This window comes from Enterobacter sp. SECR19-1250 (assembly GCF_013391025.1).
Taxonomy (GTDB): Bacteria; Pseudomonadota; Gammaproteobacteria; order Enterobacterales; family Enterobacteriaceae; genus Enterobacter; species Enterobacter cloacae.
On the sequence record NZ_JACASJ010000019.1, the window covers coordinates 1 to 11,916 of the forward strand.

20 protein-coding genes are annotated in these 11,916 nt (G+C 56.2%); 12 read left to right on the forward strand and 8 right to left on the reverse strand.

Features of this window, described 5'->3' with window-relative positions:
- Window positions 1-30: 30 nt before the first annotated feature.
- From HX884_RS27160 to umuC, 3 genes are all read left to right on the forward strand, one after another.
- Complete coding sequence (locus HX884_RS27160; RefSeq protein ID WP_309138862.1) at window positions 31-633, forward strand: CPBP family intramembrane glutamic endopeptidase; 603 nt, start codon at window positions 31-33, stop codon at window positions 631-633.
- A gap of 152 nt (window positions 634-785) precedes the next feature.
- A complete protein-coding gene (locus HX884_RS07245) occupies window positions 786-1,220 on the forward strand; it encodes a LexA family transcriptional regulator (protein ID WP_015062799.1) in 435 nt (144 codons plus the stop codon).
- Window positions 1,208-2,473, forward strand: a complete 1,266-nt coding sequence (gene umuC / locus HX884_RS07250; protein WP_040224115.1) for a translesion error-prone DNA polymerase V subunit UmuC — start codon at window positions 1,208-1,210, stop codon at window positions 2,471-2,473. Before HX884_RS07245 ends, umuC begins: the two co-directional genes overlap by 13 nt.
- Window positions 2,474-2,495: 22 nt before the next feature.
- On the opposite strand, the gene HX884_RS07255 is transcribed toward umuC, so the two are convergent.
- The 7 genes from HX884_RS07255 to HX884_RS07285 form a co-directional block, all read right to left on the reverse strand.
- Window positions 2,496-3,344, reverse strand: coding sequence for a 3'-5' exonuclease (locus tag HX884_RS07255; RefSeq protein ID WP_021561452.1), 849 nt, complete (start codon window positions 3,342-3,344; stop codon window positions 2,496-2,498).
- A gap of 2 nt (window positions 3,345-3,346) precedes the next feature.
- Window positions 3,347-3,667, reverse strand: a complete 321-nt coding sequence (locus HX884_RS07260) for a hypothetical protein (protein WP_004187415.1) — start codon at window positions 3,665-3,667, stop codon at window positions 3,347-3,349.
- 144 nt (window positions 3,668-3,811) lie between these two features.
- Window positions 3,812-4,450 carry a hypothetical protein gene (locus HX884_RS27165; protein WP_256737103.1) on the reverse strand — a complete coding sequence of 213 codons (639 nt, stop codon included), beginning with the start codon at window positions 4,448-4,450 and terminating at the stop codon, window positions 3,812-3,814.
- A gap of 68 nt (window positions 4,451-4,518) precedes the next feature.
- Complete coding sequence (locus tag HX884_RS07270; RefSeq protein WP_004187413.1) at window positions 4,519-4,728, reverse strand: hypothetical protein; 210 nt, start codon at window positions 4,726-4,728, stop codon at window positions 4,519-4,521.
- 2 nt (window positions 4,729-4,730) lie between these two features.
- On the reverse strand, window positions 4,731-4,949 hold the full coding sequence (locus HX884_RS07275) for a hypothetical protein (RefSeq protein WP_011091034.1): 219 nt from the start codon (window positions 4,947-4,949) through the stop codon (window positions 4,731-4,733).
- Between the two features lie 44 nt (window positions 4,950-4,993).
- Complete coding sequence (locus tag HX884_RS07280) at window positions 4,994-5,677, reverse strand: hypothetical protein (protein WP_126066062.1); 684 nt, start codon at window positions 5,675-5,677, stop codon at window positions 4,994-4,996.
- Window positions 5,674-6,309: a type II toxin-antitoxin system RelB/DinJ family antitoxin gene (locus HX884_RS07285; RefSeq protein ID WP_227516818.1), complete on the reverse strand. Its 636-nt coding sequence runs from the start codon at window positions 6,307-6,309 to the stop codon at window positions 5,674-5,676. Before HX884_RS07285 ends, HX884_RS07280 begins: the two co-directional genes overlap by 4 nt.
- A gap of 526 nt (window positions 6,310-6,835) precedes the next feature.
- Here HX884_RS07285 and HX884_RS07290 point away from each other — a divergent pair.
- The 3 genes from HX884_RS07290 to HX884_RS07300 are packed head-to-tail and all read left to right on the forward strand — an operon-like array spanning window position 6,836 to window position 8,157.
- Window positions 6,836-7,192, forward strand: a complete 357-nt coding sequence (locus tag HX884_RS07290; RefSeq protein ID WP_060453096.1) for a hypothetical protein — start codon at window positions 6,836-6,838, stop codon at window positions 7,190-7,192.
- Window positions 7,170-7,748, forward strand: a complete 579-nt coding sequence (locus tag HX884_RS07295; RefSeq protein WP_015062853.1) for a hypothetical protein — start codon at window positions 7,170-7,172, stop codon at window positions 7,746-7,748. Before HX884_RS07290 ends, HX884_RS07295 begins: the two co-directional genes overlap by 23 nt.
- Before the next feature lies 1 nt (window position 7,749).
- Window positions 7,750-8,157, forward strand: coding sequence for a hypothetical protein (locus tag HX884_RS07300; RefSeq protein WP_004206898.1), 408 nt, complete (start codon window positions 7,750-7,752; stop codon window positions 8,155-8,157).
- A gap of 152 nt (window positions 8,158-8,309) precedes the next feature.
- Here HX884_RS07300 and HX884_RS07305 read toward each other — a convergent pair whose 3' ends face one another.
- Window positions 8,310-8,855 (reverse strand): hypothetical protein, encoded by a 546-nt coding sequence (locus HX884_RS07305; RefSeq protein WP_060453097.1) that lies wholly within the window; start codon window positions 8,853-8,855, stop codon window positions 8,310-8,312.
- Between the two features lie 140 nt (window positions 8,856-8,995).
- Between HX884_RS07305 and HX884_RS07310 the strand changes: the two genes are divergently transcribed.
- From HX884_RS07310 to HX884_RS07335, 6 genes are read left to right on the forward strand one after another with little or no spacing between them, the layout of a single operon-like run.
- A complete protein-coding gene (locus tag HX884_RS07310) occupies window positions 8,996-9,457 on the forward strand; it encodes a hypothetical protein (protein ID WP_097578612.1) in 462 nt (153 codons plus the stop codon).
- Window positions 9,454-9,702, forward strand: a complete 249-nt coding sequence (locus HX884_RS07315) for a helix-turn-helix transcriptional regulator (RefSeq protein ID WP_097578609.1) — start codon at window positions 9,454-9,456, stop codon at window positions 9,700-9,702. Before HX884_RS07310 ends, HX884_RS07315 begins: the two co-directional genes overlap by 4 nt.
- Window positions 9,695-10,282 (forward strand): restriction endonuclease, encoded by a 588-nt coding sequence (locus tag HX884_RS07320; RefSeq protein WP_011154450.1) that lies wholly within the window; start codon window positions 9,695-9,697, stop codon window positions 10,280-10,282. The genes HX884_RS07315 and HX884_RS07320 overlap by 8 nt, the downstream gene beginning before the upstream one ends.
- Window positions 10,279-10,764 (forward strand): hypothetical protein, encoded by a 486-nt coding sequence (locus tag HX884_RS07325; RefSeq protein ID WP_097578607.1) that lies wholly within the window; start codon window positions 10,279-10,281, stop codon window positions 10,762-10,764. Before HX884_RS07320 ends, HX884_RS07325 begins: the two co-directional genes overlap by 4 nt.
- A 41-nt stretch (window positions 10,765-10,805) precedes the next feature.
- Complete coding sequence (locus HX884_RS07330; RefSeq protein ID WP_097578616.1) at window positions 10,806-11,009, forward strand: hypothetical protein; 204 nt, start codon at window positions 10,806-10,808, stop codon at window positions 11,007-11,009.
- Window positions 11,010-11,027: 18 nt separating this feature from the next.
- Window positions 11,028-11,768 carry a tyrosine-type recombinase/integrase gene (locus HX884_RS07335; RefSeq protein ID WP_097578605.1) on the forward strand — a complete coding sequence of 247 codons (741 nt, stop codon included), beginning with the start codon at window positions 11,028-11,030 and terminating at the stop codon, window positions 11,766-11,768.
- Window positions 11,769-11,916 lie beyond the last annotated feature (148 nt).

The following is an 11,916-nucleotide window of genomic DNA, read 5'->3' on the forward strand; positions in this document are numbered from 1 at the left end:
TCACGGGGTGACTACGCCTTAGCGTGCTTTATTTTCCGAATTCTGAGACGACCCCTGTTTGTCATGGGGCAGACCGTTCTGCTCTATGGGCTGGGGAAAAATACGCTGTTCTTCATTCATGGTGCTGTTCTGGTGTACCTGCTGTGTGTGTTCCTGGTTTACCGCCGCTGGGTTGCACCGCTACCGGTTGTTGGCCAACTGCGTAACGTTGGCGCACCGTGGCTGGTCGGTGCGATGGCCGTGGTGTATGTCGGAGAATTTCTGCTGGGTAAAGTGCTGGACCTGCCCGCTGAGCCGTTTATGACGAAACTTTTTGCTGATAAATCCATACCCGACGTGACCCTGACGTTGCTGGCCATCTTTATCCTTGCACCGCTGAATGAGGAAACGCTGTTCCGGGGGATCATGCTGAACGTCTTCCGTTCACGGTACAGCTGGACGATGTGGCTGGGGGCGCTGATAACGTCATTGCTGTTCGTCGCTGCGCACAGCCAGTATCAGAACCTGCTGACCCTGGCAGAACTGTTCCTGGTGGGGTTAATTACATCAGCTGCCCGGATCAGAAGCGGCGGCCTGCTGCTGCCGGTATTGCTGCATATGGAAGCAACCGCGCTGGGTTTACTGTTTGGCTGAAAGTGTAAATCTATCAAGGATGACGTTCCTGGCTGTCTGGCCATCATTCTGACCTGACCCCCTCCGCGTGCTGGCACGCAGTATGCCGGCATTGCCTGTTTCCTGAAGCCTGCAATATACTGTATGTATAAACAGTTATTGGAGGCTAAATTATGGCGCTGGATCTCGTTTATCCCCGGCCTTCAGTGGAAGGCGACGCACTCCCTTTTTTTGCCGAACCCGTTGCGGCCGGCTTTCCCAGCCCGGCAGCAGGCTATGAGGCCAATGAACTTAACCTGCATGATTACTGTGTGCGGCACCCGGCCGCGACGTACTTCTTGCGTGTGTCCGGCGATTCCATGCGTGATGCGCGCATTCATGATGGCGATGTGCTGGTCGTCGATCGGGCAGAAGAACCCCGGCACGGCAGCATCGTGATTGCCAGCATCGATAATGAATTTACGGTCAAGCAGCTGCAGCTCCGCCCTTACCCCTGCCTGATGCCTCTGAATCCGGCTTTTCCGCCAATCAGGTTTGATCCGGAGGCGCTGCAGATATGGGGTGTGGTTACGTTCACTGTCATGAGACACCGCCCGTGTACGCCTTAATCGATGTCAATTCGATGTACTGCAGCTGCGAAGAAGCGTTCCGCCCTGATTTACGAGGTCGCCCTGTGGTCGTTCTCAGCAACAACGACGGGGCGCTTGTTGCGGTCAATCGCGCGGCGAAAGCGCTGGGCGTGCGCCGCGGGGAGCCCTATTTCCGCTGCCGCCGCCTGCTGGAACAGCATAACGTTGCCGTATTCAGTTCCAACTACACCCTTTACGCCTCATTCTCCGCCAGATTTGCAACCGTGGTGGAGAGTCTGGCGCCGCGGACATTTGTTTACTCAATTGATGAGCTCTTTGCGGATGCCTCTCATATGGAGGGAGTGATGACGCCGCAGGCGTTTGGCCAGCTTTTGCGGGCTGAAGTGCTGCGCCAGACAACGCTCACCTGTGGAGTCGGCGTCGCGCCAACTAAGACGCTGGCCAAGCTGTGCAACCACGCCGCAAAGACGTGGCCTGCCACCGGCGGGGTTGTAGCGCTCAGTGATCCTGCGCGACTGAAAAAGCTGATGAGCCTGGTGGCGGCCGGCGATGTGTGGGGCGTTGGCCATCGTACCGAAAAAGGGCTGGCGGCAATGGGGATCAAAACGGCGCTGGCGCTCGCAGAGATGGATATCCGTCTTGCACGCCGGCTGTACGGTGTGACGCTGGAACGGACCATTCGTGAGCTGCGTGGCGAGGCCTGCTTTGCCCTGGAGGAAGGAACCGGCGCGAAACAGCAGCTTGTTGTATCCCGTTCGTTTGGAGCGCGGGTCACGCAACTGGCGCAGATGCAGCAGGCGGTGACTAAATATGCCACACGAGCAGGGGAAAAGTTGCGCCAGGAAAACCGCCTGGCGAAGGTGGTAACGGTCTTTATCCGCAGCAGTGCTTATGACGCCGGCGGTGTGCCCTACAGTAACCAGGCTACGGAAGTGCTTCCCGTACCAAGCCAGGATACACGCGACATCATCGCCGCGGCGCAGCTGGGGCTGTCGCGTATCTGGCGTGAGGGCGTGCGGTATGCAAAAGCCGGCGTGATGCTCAGCGATCTGCAGGGATATGAAACCCAGCTGGATCTGTTTGCGCCGGCTGCAGTGCGGCCGGGGAGCGAAAAACTGATGGCCACCATCGACAAAATAAACAGGGAAGGAAGGTCAAGGGTCTTCTTCGCCGGAGAAGGTATTGATCCGGAATATGCCATGCGCCGTGAAATGTTGTCCCCGGCCTACACCACGCAGTGGAAGGATATTCCCGCGGCGTTTATGCGATAACAGCGATGTGCAGGCCAGTCTGTCAGGCCTGCAGCCGTTCCTGCTCCTGCAGCAATGCCAGATGGTATGCGGCAATGGCGTTCACCACCCCGGCCGTCATCCGTGCATCGGCTATCGGCGAGTGTGCCTCCCCTTCCCAGGTCAATGCTGCCTGACTGGCCGCGCTGGCCAGCGAAATGGTGCCATAGCGATTGGTGGCCCCAAAATACCCTGCTGCCAGCTCCATCGCGCAATACACTGTCAGTTCTCCCAGCCAGTCGGCCGGATCGCCATGTGCGGCGGCCGTCTGTTTCAGAATGCGGGTATCAAAGGGGGCGTTAAAGATAATCACTGGCCGGGCCCCGATGGCGTGGCGCAGCTGCAGCGCCACATCTGGCCAGGATGGTGCGCCGCTGAGTGCCGGCTCATCGATACCATGCACGGCGGCGGCCTGCGCCTCGATGGCGACCGTCGGCTTCAGGCGTGTTTCAAATATCACCCGGCCGGCCGCATCGGTCAGGCCGATTTCCAGCGCTTCCGCGGTATTACCCAGCCCCGTCGTTTCGGTATCCAGAAAGAGCGGCGCCTGACTCAGCCAGTCGTGTGCCCGCTGTGCCATCCGGCCACTGGTGCTGTTAAGCCGGGACAGGACGGAAAGACGCAGGCCGGCCTGCTGCTGCTTCTCAGTCGGCGGCCGTTTTTCCCGCATCGGAACACAGTCTGCAATGCGGTATACGGCGTACTTGCCGCCATAGGCGCTTTTGTACCATTTCACCGGCTCAGCACCGGGAGCCGGCTTCATTCTGAATTCATCGCGCAGGCGCCCTTTCGTGAAGCACCGATCGCCGGCTATCGCCTCAGCGCGTCGTGTGGCCAGCTCATCATTCTTCATGGTTATTCCATCTCCGTCAGGCGTTTGTGATAAACCTCTCTGGCGATCTCCAGGCCTGCCTCTGTCAGCCCAAACGCGAGCGTCAGTGACTGATTATCCCGGTATTTGCTGAGCAGGCCGTGGCGGTTCAGCGTATGGCAGGAGCGACGAAAATTGGTATCGGCAACGGGCTGGAGGCGTCCCTTATTGAGGATGCTGAAAAGCTGCATCGCCGGGAACGGGCCCGCCAGCTGACGTTCTGCCAGACCATACAGAACAAACAATACGTCTTTTTGCACACCGGAGAGCCGCATCGAGGGGGCTTTACTTTGCATCTTATTCATGTGTCACGTCATTAAGGAATTAATGACAAAGTAACCTAATTGATGTGAGACATCAATAATATTGTGTTCATAACGGGAAATCAGGAGTCCGAAAAAGAAAATGCCGCTCTTGACGGCGGCTTGTTTTCCCTGGTGTCGGGAGAATTATGGTTTCTGGTCTGGGTCAATGCGCAGGGCGCTGTCTGTGAGCAAATCCAGTGCTGCCGTCAGATGCTGACTCCGCCCGCCGTGATAATCCGGCCACGGAAGAAAGGGTTTTGACGCATCAGACATGAACATGATACCGGTCGGGCAGCGCCACTCCGTGGGGGTTCCCTTGTTGTAATGAACCAGCAGTACTGAACGGTCACACTGCACGTCATTACTGTCATCGTTGTTCAGTACAAAAGTGGCCACGATGCCGGCATCGGGCCTGGACACAAAAAGCAGGCTGTTGGCAAAAATAACGGCAATCACCACTGAGGCAATGGCCGCACCGGTATACCAGAAACGGCCGTTTTTCCAGGCCCGATAGCCATACAGAATGCACAGCAGAATGGCGGCAGCGATACCTGCCCACTGCGCACCGACTGACAGGCGGGAGAGTGCATCCATCGATAACGGCCGGCTCAGCGCATAAAATGTGACAAGGAAAGGTGAAGCCAGCGCCAGCGTCAGCAGAACGAAAACGAGGGGTAAGAAGCGGTTGCCGGTATAGCTCCCATTGCCAAGCGCCGTCATCGTGCGGATCATCTCACTGAACGCCATGATCATCATAAAGCAGCATAAAGCCATGTATAACATTAAAACATCCCCAAACTGTCCGCGTGATATGGCCGGATTTTCGGCCTGTTCCACATAGTCCCGACCCCTTATCGGGGTGCATAGCCCTCTTCAGCCAGTGCTTTCATGATCTGGTTGATTCCATCCATCATCAGATATGCCTCAATATCTGACGTCGCCAGGCCGCGGCAGTCACTGAATCCCAGCCGCTTAACCAGTTGCGCCAGAGCCTGCGCTTCTCTGTGTGTCAGCTGTATATTCACTTCAACGGGTTTTTCGTGGCGAATTTCATCTTTCATGGTCAGAGTCCTTTTTTGATGTTTCGTGAAATGTACCAGGCTTCTTTTGCCTGAGCTACAGCCCAGATCCAGACGAGAGTTGACACAATGCACAGCCCCGTCATGTTCCAGAAATGACCTGTCGTATATTCATGGCCATGAAGCAGGAGGCCGGCGCCGGCCGCCAGGCTCATGACCAGGAAAAGGACGGCTGCGCCGGCGTGATAAATGATGCTGAACATGTAAAACCCCCTTCTGGCGACGGTAGCGCCAGTCTCTGTCTGTATTAAATGGTCGCCGCCTGCCGGGCGTCTGCCTGCATCATGGCGTCAATCAGGGCGCCGGCGCAGGCAATATTCAGGCACGTCATGTTCGATTTCAGGGTCGCCATCATGTCCGCGCGGCTTCTTTTCAGAAACGGCTGCAGCGGACCACGATAGCCCTGTGAGGTCACGATAATCAGCTGAGCGGCCGCATCATGCAGTGCCGGCACGCCGGCCAGAATATCCTGCTCAGCCGCGCTGATATACACGGGTGAACCGGCTATCACAAAGCGATCGTCCGGGCAGCGTTGCATCAGCTCAGCCAGGGAGGCGCAGCGGCCCGCCAGCGGGGGTCGTGCCGTCAGTGAGCCCCAGACGGTCGCCGGCGCGAAGGGCATGGCGTGAAACGTTGCCTCATACGCGACCGCCGGATCGGTATGGTGGCGCAGCCCCAGACCGGCCGACATGGCCCACAGCTCGATGCCCGGCCACCGCGCCGCGATACCGCGGGCACGCAGCCAGTGTGCGCCCCGGTAAAGCTCTCCCGTTTCCAGCACCCTGCCAGGACGGCGGGCGGCCTGGACGATCAGCCTGTACCAGCCGTCAAAGGCGTCATTAAGGGAAGCGTCGCCCGGAAAAACGGTATCCTCCACGCTGCCCGCCTTGCGCCGGGTACAGGTGGTGATGAGGTGAAGACGTTTGTTCATTCCGGTGCTCCCGGCTCTGGCGATTCGCCGGTGCCGGAACCGGCGCTTTCTCCGCTCCGCCAGGCCGCAATATTTCGACTGACGATGGCAGGATCGACATGTTCACGGTCTACGATGCTGTTAATGAACGTCACTGACTGTTCTGCGCTGAAATCAAAGTCGTGCTGTAACAGGGACAGCAGCCTGTCATGCCAGTCATCTTTCACGCGACTGGCGGCATTAACCATGAACGTGACGTTCAGTACACCGGCCAGTAAACAGGCAGCCTGGTCGGCCACATACAGGCTGAAGTATTCCAGCACCGCCTGTTCAAATGCAGCGGGATCGCAGCAGACCACTTCTGCAGATCCCAGCGACTGCAGAAACCGCCGGGTGTTTTCGGTCACAGCGTCGGCGGGATTGAGGGCGATGGCGTGGCCGCGCTGTGACTGGATGTCAAATGTGACGATACGCTCCGTGACGGGCATCCGGCCGTGATCGGCGATGAAGCGGTAAAGCTGCTCCACCGCTTCCGTGGCGGTCATCCCCATTGCTTCCAGACGCAGTTCGGCGCGTTTCTTCAGCTGCTCATCGAGACGCACGGTCAGCTGGGCGTTTTTGGCCCGCTTTTTACGTTCAAACAAACCGGTCATGCTCCTTCCTTTTTGTACAGTCATTTGGCTTTACATAATGTACAGCCATTTGTACCGCACTTTTGCGCGCGGGACCACATTTTTTCACCGTTGCGGTTTAGCGGTATTCTCCGCAGCGCCGCCACTTATCCACCGTTTCTGTGGATAACGCTATATGTAGTGGCTCCGTCAGCTGGAAACGGCACAAGATATGGTGTCAGCGCCGGCAGCCGCGCGACTGTTCCCCTGCCTTCCTCTCCCTGTTGATTTCGTTTTTTCCGGTATTTACGTTTTTTCCGCAATGGCGGCACCGGCCAAAAGGTATTTTCCGGTGGTTACGGGCGTAAAAGTCACAGGGTGAAAAGATAAGGGCGCAAATCATCCGGCGGGGTAAATCGTGCGGTCGTCACGCAGAGTGATGATTACCGGTGTGTTGCTTTATTAAATTAGCTTTTAGTGCTAAATCTAAATATTTATAATTTACGCAAGAAACCTAATTTATTAGAGTGTGGTTATTCAGTAAATAACGGCAAACGGAGTGAACGGGATGGAATATGAAGCGTATAAGGTTCGCGGCTACGGCTTCGGACTGAAAAAAGAGATCACCGGCGTGCTGGGGCGTTACCCCACGCAGGAAGAGGCGCAGAAGGTTGCGGACGACTACACGCAGGCCTGCCTGCCGGATAACCTGCCGGACAGTTACGATATGGGCATGGTCCGGCCGGTCGCTGCCGGCGAACCTGCTGCCCTCGATCCGGACGTGTTTCGCGGTCCGGGCGCGCCGTTCCTGATGGATGCCGGCCAGATAACCACGGGTCACACGGTATGCCTGGGCAAAGCAGCGGATGGAAAACGGTTTTATTTTGGCGGGGAGCATTCCGATGGCCACCAAACATATAAATGATGAGCTCTGGAATCGCATTGAGGCGCTGACCGTCAAAGCGAACACCATGCATGGGCTGCTGCGGCCGATTAAAGAGGCTGAAGTACTGCATCTTGTCCTGCAGCGTGGCCTGGAGCTGCTTACGGACGACGATCTGCTGCAGCTGGGCAAGTACCGGCGGCCGATTGGATTCGTGCTGCGTCGGCCGGGCATGGAGATGCTGAAGCTGGATACTCTGAGTATGGCTGACGCCGCTACTATCCTCATGCGCAGCGGACCGGCAACGCTGTGCATCTGGAGTCGTGACGATATCCTGCGTCAGGCCGGTGAAGATGTGATCCGCGAACGGCTGCCGGATGCAGCCCTGCTGTCGGAGGGGGATGACCGGGCCCGGTTCCAGACGCTGCTGCCCGGATTCTGGAACGCCGCGCACCGGGGGGAAACGGCCGTGATTTCCCTGCGGGCTGACAGTGCGGATTACGCGATTGCGCGTATAACCGATCTGATGTGTGAAGCCCTACTGGGTTATAAAGGGCAGCGGGCCTGGAGGCCAGCTGAAGACGAACAGGGGGAATAACATGGTGACTCAGCCTATGGTGCTTCTGGGCGCGGTACACCCCGTAGCGGGTTATCTCTTCCTGGAGGTGATCCCTGACAGTGAGGTTGGCTTCGTTGATATATACCAGCTGACCGACCGTCTTTATGTTGGCGATTATCTGGTCATTAACAATCCGGAATGGCGGCGGCGTGAACCTGCATTTGACGGCCGGCCGTGGGATGAATGGGTGATCCGTGAACACCTGTCCCGCATAGACTGGTATTCGAATGACACCATTCTGAGGTTATGTCAGAGGCACAATCTGTCATGTGCTGACCTACAAAAGTGGGGAGAAAACGTGGCACGCTGGAAGGATGTACCGGTGATGGTAGCGCGTGAAGAAGACGACGTGTCCATCACACTTCTTTCAGGATTTACAGATAACTGATGATTCATACACAAAAGGCGTCCAACTGGTGAGGAAGGGCGCCTTTTAATTATAGACCTTTTTATTACTTAACTTTCTGTCGGAGTAAACGGAAAATTAATCTGTTAATCACTGCGAGTATAAATCCCCGATAAGCGTGGTGCAACTCCCTATCAGAAGTTACCGCCGGTGGTTGAATCCAGTGCCCTGAACAGGCTGTCCTGGGCTGCTTCCAGCAGACGACCTGGCAGACGGAGTTCATTCACGCGGTAACTCTGCCCGGTCTGTGTGGTCACTGTGAGGTAATACTGATCGTCAAACTGCTGACCGGCACCGATATTCACGATGGTGGCCGTGTCGATCCAGCACAGGTTTGTGCCTTCCGCGTCCTCAAGTGGTTTGATTCGGCCTTTCAGCCACTTCTGCGGGCGACCCGGCCGGCATTTGATCGTGATGCCGTGCTTATAGCCGCGGGTTCTGGCCACAAAGGCCGCTATTTTATCTTCATCCAGATCCTGCGACGGGGTGAGCTTACTGAAGCTGGACGGAGAGAAGGTGTACTGCAGTTCTTCAAACAGGTTCAGGTACGTGGCTTCATCATCCAGGCTATCCCCGCTTTCTTTCAGCATGGAGCCCCAGATCCTCTCCATTTCACCCTTCAGCGCCAGTTTAACCGCTTCAAATTCTTCCTGATGTTCATCGTAGTAGTTGATATCCATCGCGTCTCCTGTTGTGTTTATGGCGAATTTGCGGAATTAATATACATAAAAAATGTTCAAATATGAACATTTTCAGGCTATAAATACAGGCAGATTATAACAGGCCAGTCCACCAGGATTCGGCCAGGAGCTGAGTACGCATGATAAAGAAACCACTTATTGCCGGCATCATGCTGGTTGTGGCGCACACCGCCGGCGCTGCGCAGGGTGATGATACCGATCTGCAGCAGATTTATACCGAGGCGGGCATTCAGGGGATATGCAGCGCCGGGATGCTGGCCGTGCCGGAAGAGGCCAGGGATGAAGTTGTCCCGCAGAACGTCAGACACCTCCTGGTTCAGTGTGCCTATTTCGACGAGCAGCAGTTGCGCCGGCGTGCTGGTCTGCCGGTTCAGACATTTAGCTACTGGCGTGACCGCAATGCGGTCCTTAATCTGTCGTCAGACCAGGTATCTGATGCACTCTGGCTGTCAGCGTGGCGTGATTTCCGGGCACAGCTGGCATCGGCCTACCCGGCCACGACGGAAAAAAAGGCACAGGGGAAAGAGGCTGTACCCACCGGCACGAAGCCCGATACTGAGCATGGGAGTGCGGCGGATTGACCGGCTTTGACTTGATCCTGTGGCGACGGGGCCTGAACTGGACCCAGGAACGCGCCGCGGCTGAGCTCGGTATCAGCCGTACCAGCCTGGTAAAATATGAGGACGGTGAGAAAGTACCCCGGACCATACAACTTGCCACCGTCGCGCTGACGCTGAAAGCGGAATGGCCCACCCTGAAAACCATGAGCAAAGACAGGCTGCTGCGGCAGCTGAAGTATGAAGTGCTGAGGATAGATAATGAATGAGTCCATCCATGTTGTCGGCTCTTTTATCCTTGCGGGTATCCTGCTGTATGGCCTTTGGCAGGGTACACGGCGACGCCGGCGCCGGCACGAACGGAAACAGGCCAGCGCGGTACGAGTGATCGATAAAATAAATACGTTCCCGCATTTCGGGCAGAAAATTGCCTATCTGCGCAAGATTGACCCGTTTGTGTTCGAAGAGCTGCTGCTTGAAGGCTTTGAACGCCGAGGCTTTGAAGTGATCCGTAACCGCCGGTATACCGGTGACGGCGGGATTGATGGCCGTGTGAAGATCGATGGCCAGACCTGGCTTATCCAGGCCAAACGCTATACCAGCTATATTGCTGTTGGCCACGTCCGTGACTTCAGCGACCTGCTGAACGCCACCGGTGCCCGCGGTTTTTTCTGTCATACCGGCAAAACGCGCGAAGGCACCAAATCGCTCATTCGCGGAGACAGCCGCATGATCCTGGTCAGTGGCCAGAAGCTGCTAGACCTTATTGCCACCGATGCGCCGTTTATCCCGTATCCGGGATACCGGCCACCGGCCGAAATGGTTCATCCTGAACAGGAGACAACATGAAACTGAAAGGATACGTCGCCGCCCTGCCGGCACTGCTGCTGACAGGGTGCGCCATGCTCCCCGGACAGCCCACCGATTATGACCGCTTCTGTAACGTCTCAGGCATCGCCAGCCACGGCGAAACCTACCGTGTCAGTGACAGCCAGGATTTCTGGTTAACCCCTAACGGCCGCTATCTCAGCCAGGCTGAGTACAGCAGTCCGGCAGATACGCTTCAGAAACTGACGGGCGTGGTCAGTGGTGAAGATCCTGACCAGGTGCGGAAGAACGCCGTCAGGGTAAGGGTGTTCCGCGTCGAGAGTGAAAACAGCCATAAAGGTGCGTGCCTGCCTGTGCGTTATGACGATAATGGCGCACAGCGTAAAATGGATTCACTGACTAACGGCCGCCGTATGGTGGTATTCAGTGAAGATGAAGGTCAGTCTGGTCAGCAGATTTACAACAAAAGTCGTGGTACAGGATTCAGTTACAGGTTGTTATGAGTGGATTGAAAGGCCGCCGAATCAGCGCGGATATGTTTGCTATGATGTTAAAAGTACCTGTCGGGGAGCTGGTTTTTGCAGCCCGACACAACCAGCCGCTACACGGACAGGCGCTACCTCCTTACGGGATCGCCGGCGGGAAAAGCTGGAGCTCGACCGCCTCCACGCACAGCATGACGTTTGATATGCAGGAAGCGGTCGATTTCAGCGAGAAATTTCATAAAATTCAGTCGCCTGACGGCTGATTAGCGGATTTTAAAAAATTGAACACTTTCCCCCTGCAAATTTCTCAGAATTCACGTAGCGACGCCATCGGGACCGGGCGTGTGGCATATGCCTACTTCGATTATGCCGATGCGCTGGCGCTGCGGGAGATGGCCAGCCAGGCTGATTTACCCAAATACCTGCTGGCCCCGGAGGTGTCAGTGTTTCTGCGGTATGTGCCAGACCTGCGCCAGCAGGTCCTTTTCGATACCCTCTGGAACACGGGCGCTCGCATTAATGAGGCGCTGGCGCTGACCGGCGCCAGCTTTCAGCTTGACGGTTCCCGGCCGTTTGTCCGGCTGAAGACGCTTAAACAGCGTCAGCGCGGCCGCGGCAGACCGGGCAAGGATGAAGAGGTGTTCCGTCTTGTTCCTCTGACCGATCCTCAATATGTCAGGAAGGTGCGTGAATTTCTGACCACCCTGCGTATTGGTAAACAGCAGCTGCTCTGGCCGGTGCAGAGTGATAACACGCCGCGTAACTGGATCAGGAAGGCACTGGACCTCGCAAAACGTGACTCTGTCACTTTTAGTATCCCTGTTACCTGCCACACGTTCCGGCACAGCTTCTGTATGCACCTGATCCAGCATGGGGTTCCGCTGAAAGTTGTACAGGCTTATGCCGGCCATTCCCGGCTGGAAACCACAGAAACCTACACGCGCGTGTTTGCGCTCGATGTTGGTCGTCAGTATGGCGTCCGGTTCAGCCTGCCAGACAGTCATCTGACGCTTCCGGAATAATCCGTATTCATCCCGTATATTTCCTTATAAATCTAAAATAATCTCTCATCTTTCTATGTCAGACCGTTTTCAGGGCGGTCTGGCCGTCTTTTGTTGGTTTTTGTTCTCTATTTTTCTGTATTTTTCTATATTGGTTCGTCTTTTTGTC

What these genes read in the sequence shown, in the direction of transcription:
- HX884_RS07290 (WP_060453096.1), top strand. Translation starts at nt 6,836, where the DNA reads ATGGAATATGAAGCGTATAAGGTTCGCGGCTACGGCTTCGGACTGAAA.
- HX884_RS07305 (WP_060453097.1), bottom strand. Translation starts at nt 8,855, where the DNA reads ATGGATATCAACTACTACGATGAACATCAGGAAGAATTTGAAGCGGTT.
- HX884_RS07255 (WP_021561452.1), bottom strand. Translation starts at nt 3,344, where the DNA reads ATGAAGAATGATGAGCTGGCCACACGACGCGCTGAGGCGATAGCCGGC.
- HX884_RS07270 (WP_004187413.1), bottom strand. Translation starts at nt 4,728, where the DNA reads ATGAAAGATGAAATTCGCCACGAAAAACCCGTTGAAGTGAATATACAG.
- HX884_RS07260 (WP_004187415.1), bottom strand. Translation starts at nt 3,667, where the DNA reads ATGAATAAGATGCAAAGTAAAGCCCCCTCGATGCGGCTCTCCGGTGTG.
- HX884_RS07280 (WP_126066062.1), bottom strand. Translation starts at nt 5,677, where the DNA reads ATGAACAAACGTCTTCACCTCATCACCACCTGTACCCGGCGCAAGGCG.
- HX884_RS07275 (WP_011091034.1), bottom strand. Translation starts at nt 4,949, where the DNA reads ATGTTCAGCATCATTTATCACGCCGGCGCAGCCGTCCTTTTCCTGGTC.
- HX884_RS07295 (WP_015062853.1), top strand. Translation starts at nt 7,170, where the DNA reads ATGGCCACCAAACATATAAATGATGAGCTCTGGAATCGCATTGAGGCG.
- HX884_RS07300 (WP_004206898.1), top strand. Translation starts at nt 7,750, where the DNA reads ATGGTGACTCAGCCTATGGTGCTTCTGGGCGCGGTACACCCCGTAGCG.
- HX884_RS07325 (WP_097578607.1), top strand. Translation starts at nt 10,279, where the DNA reads ATGAAACTGAAAGGATACGTCGCCGCCCTGCCGGCACTGCTGCTGACA.
- HX884_RS07320 (WP_011154450.1), top strand. Translation starts at nt 9,695, where the DNA reads ATGAATGAGTCCATCCATGTTGTCGGCTCTTTTATCCTTGCGGGTATC.
- HX884_RS07310 (WP_097578612.1), top strand. Translation starts at nt 8,996, where the DNA reads ATGATAAAGAAACCACTTATTGCCGGCATCATGCTGGTTGTGGCGCAC.
- HX884_RS07285 (WP_227516818.1), bottom strand. Translation starts at nt 6,309, where the DNA reads ATGACCGGTTTGTTTGAACGTAAAAAGCGGGCCAAAAACGCCCAGCTG.
- HX884_RS27165 (WP_256737103.1), bottom strand. Translation starts at nt 4,450, where the DNA reads ATGTTATACATGGCTTTATGCTGCTTTATGATGATCATGGCGTTCAGT.
- HX884_RS07245 (WP_015062799.1), top strand. Translation starts at nt 786, where the DNA reads ATGGCGCTGGATCTCGTTTATCCCCGGCCTTCAGTGGAAGGCGACGCA.
- HX884_RS07330 (WP_097578616.1), top strand. Translation starts at nt 10,806, where the DNA reads ATGATGTTAAAAGTACCTGTCGGGGAGCTGGTTTTTGCAGCCCGACAC.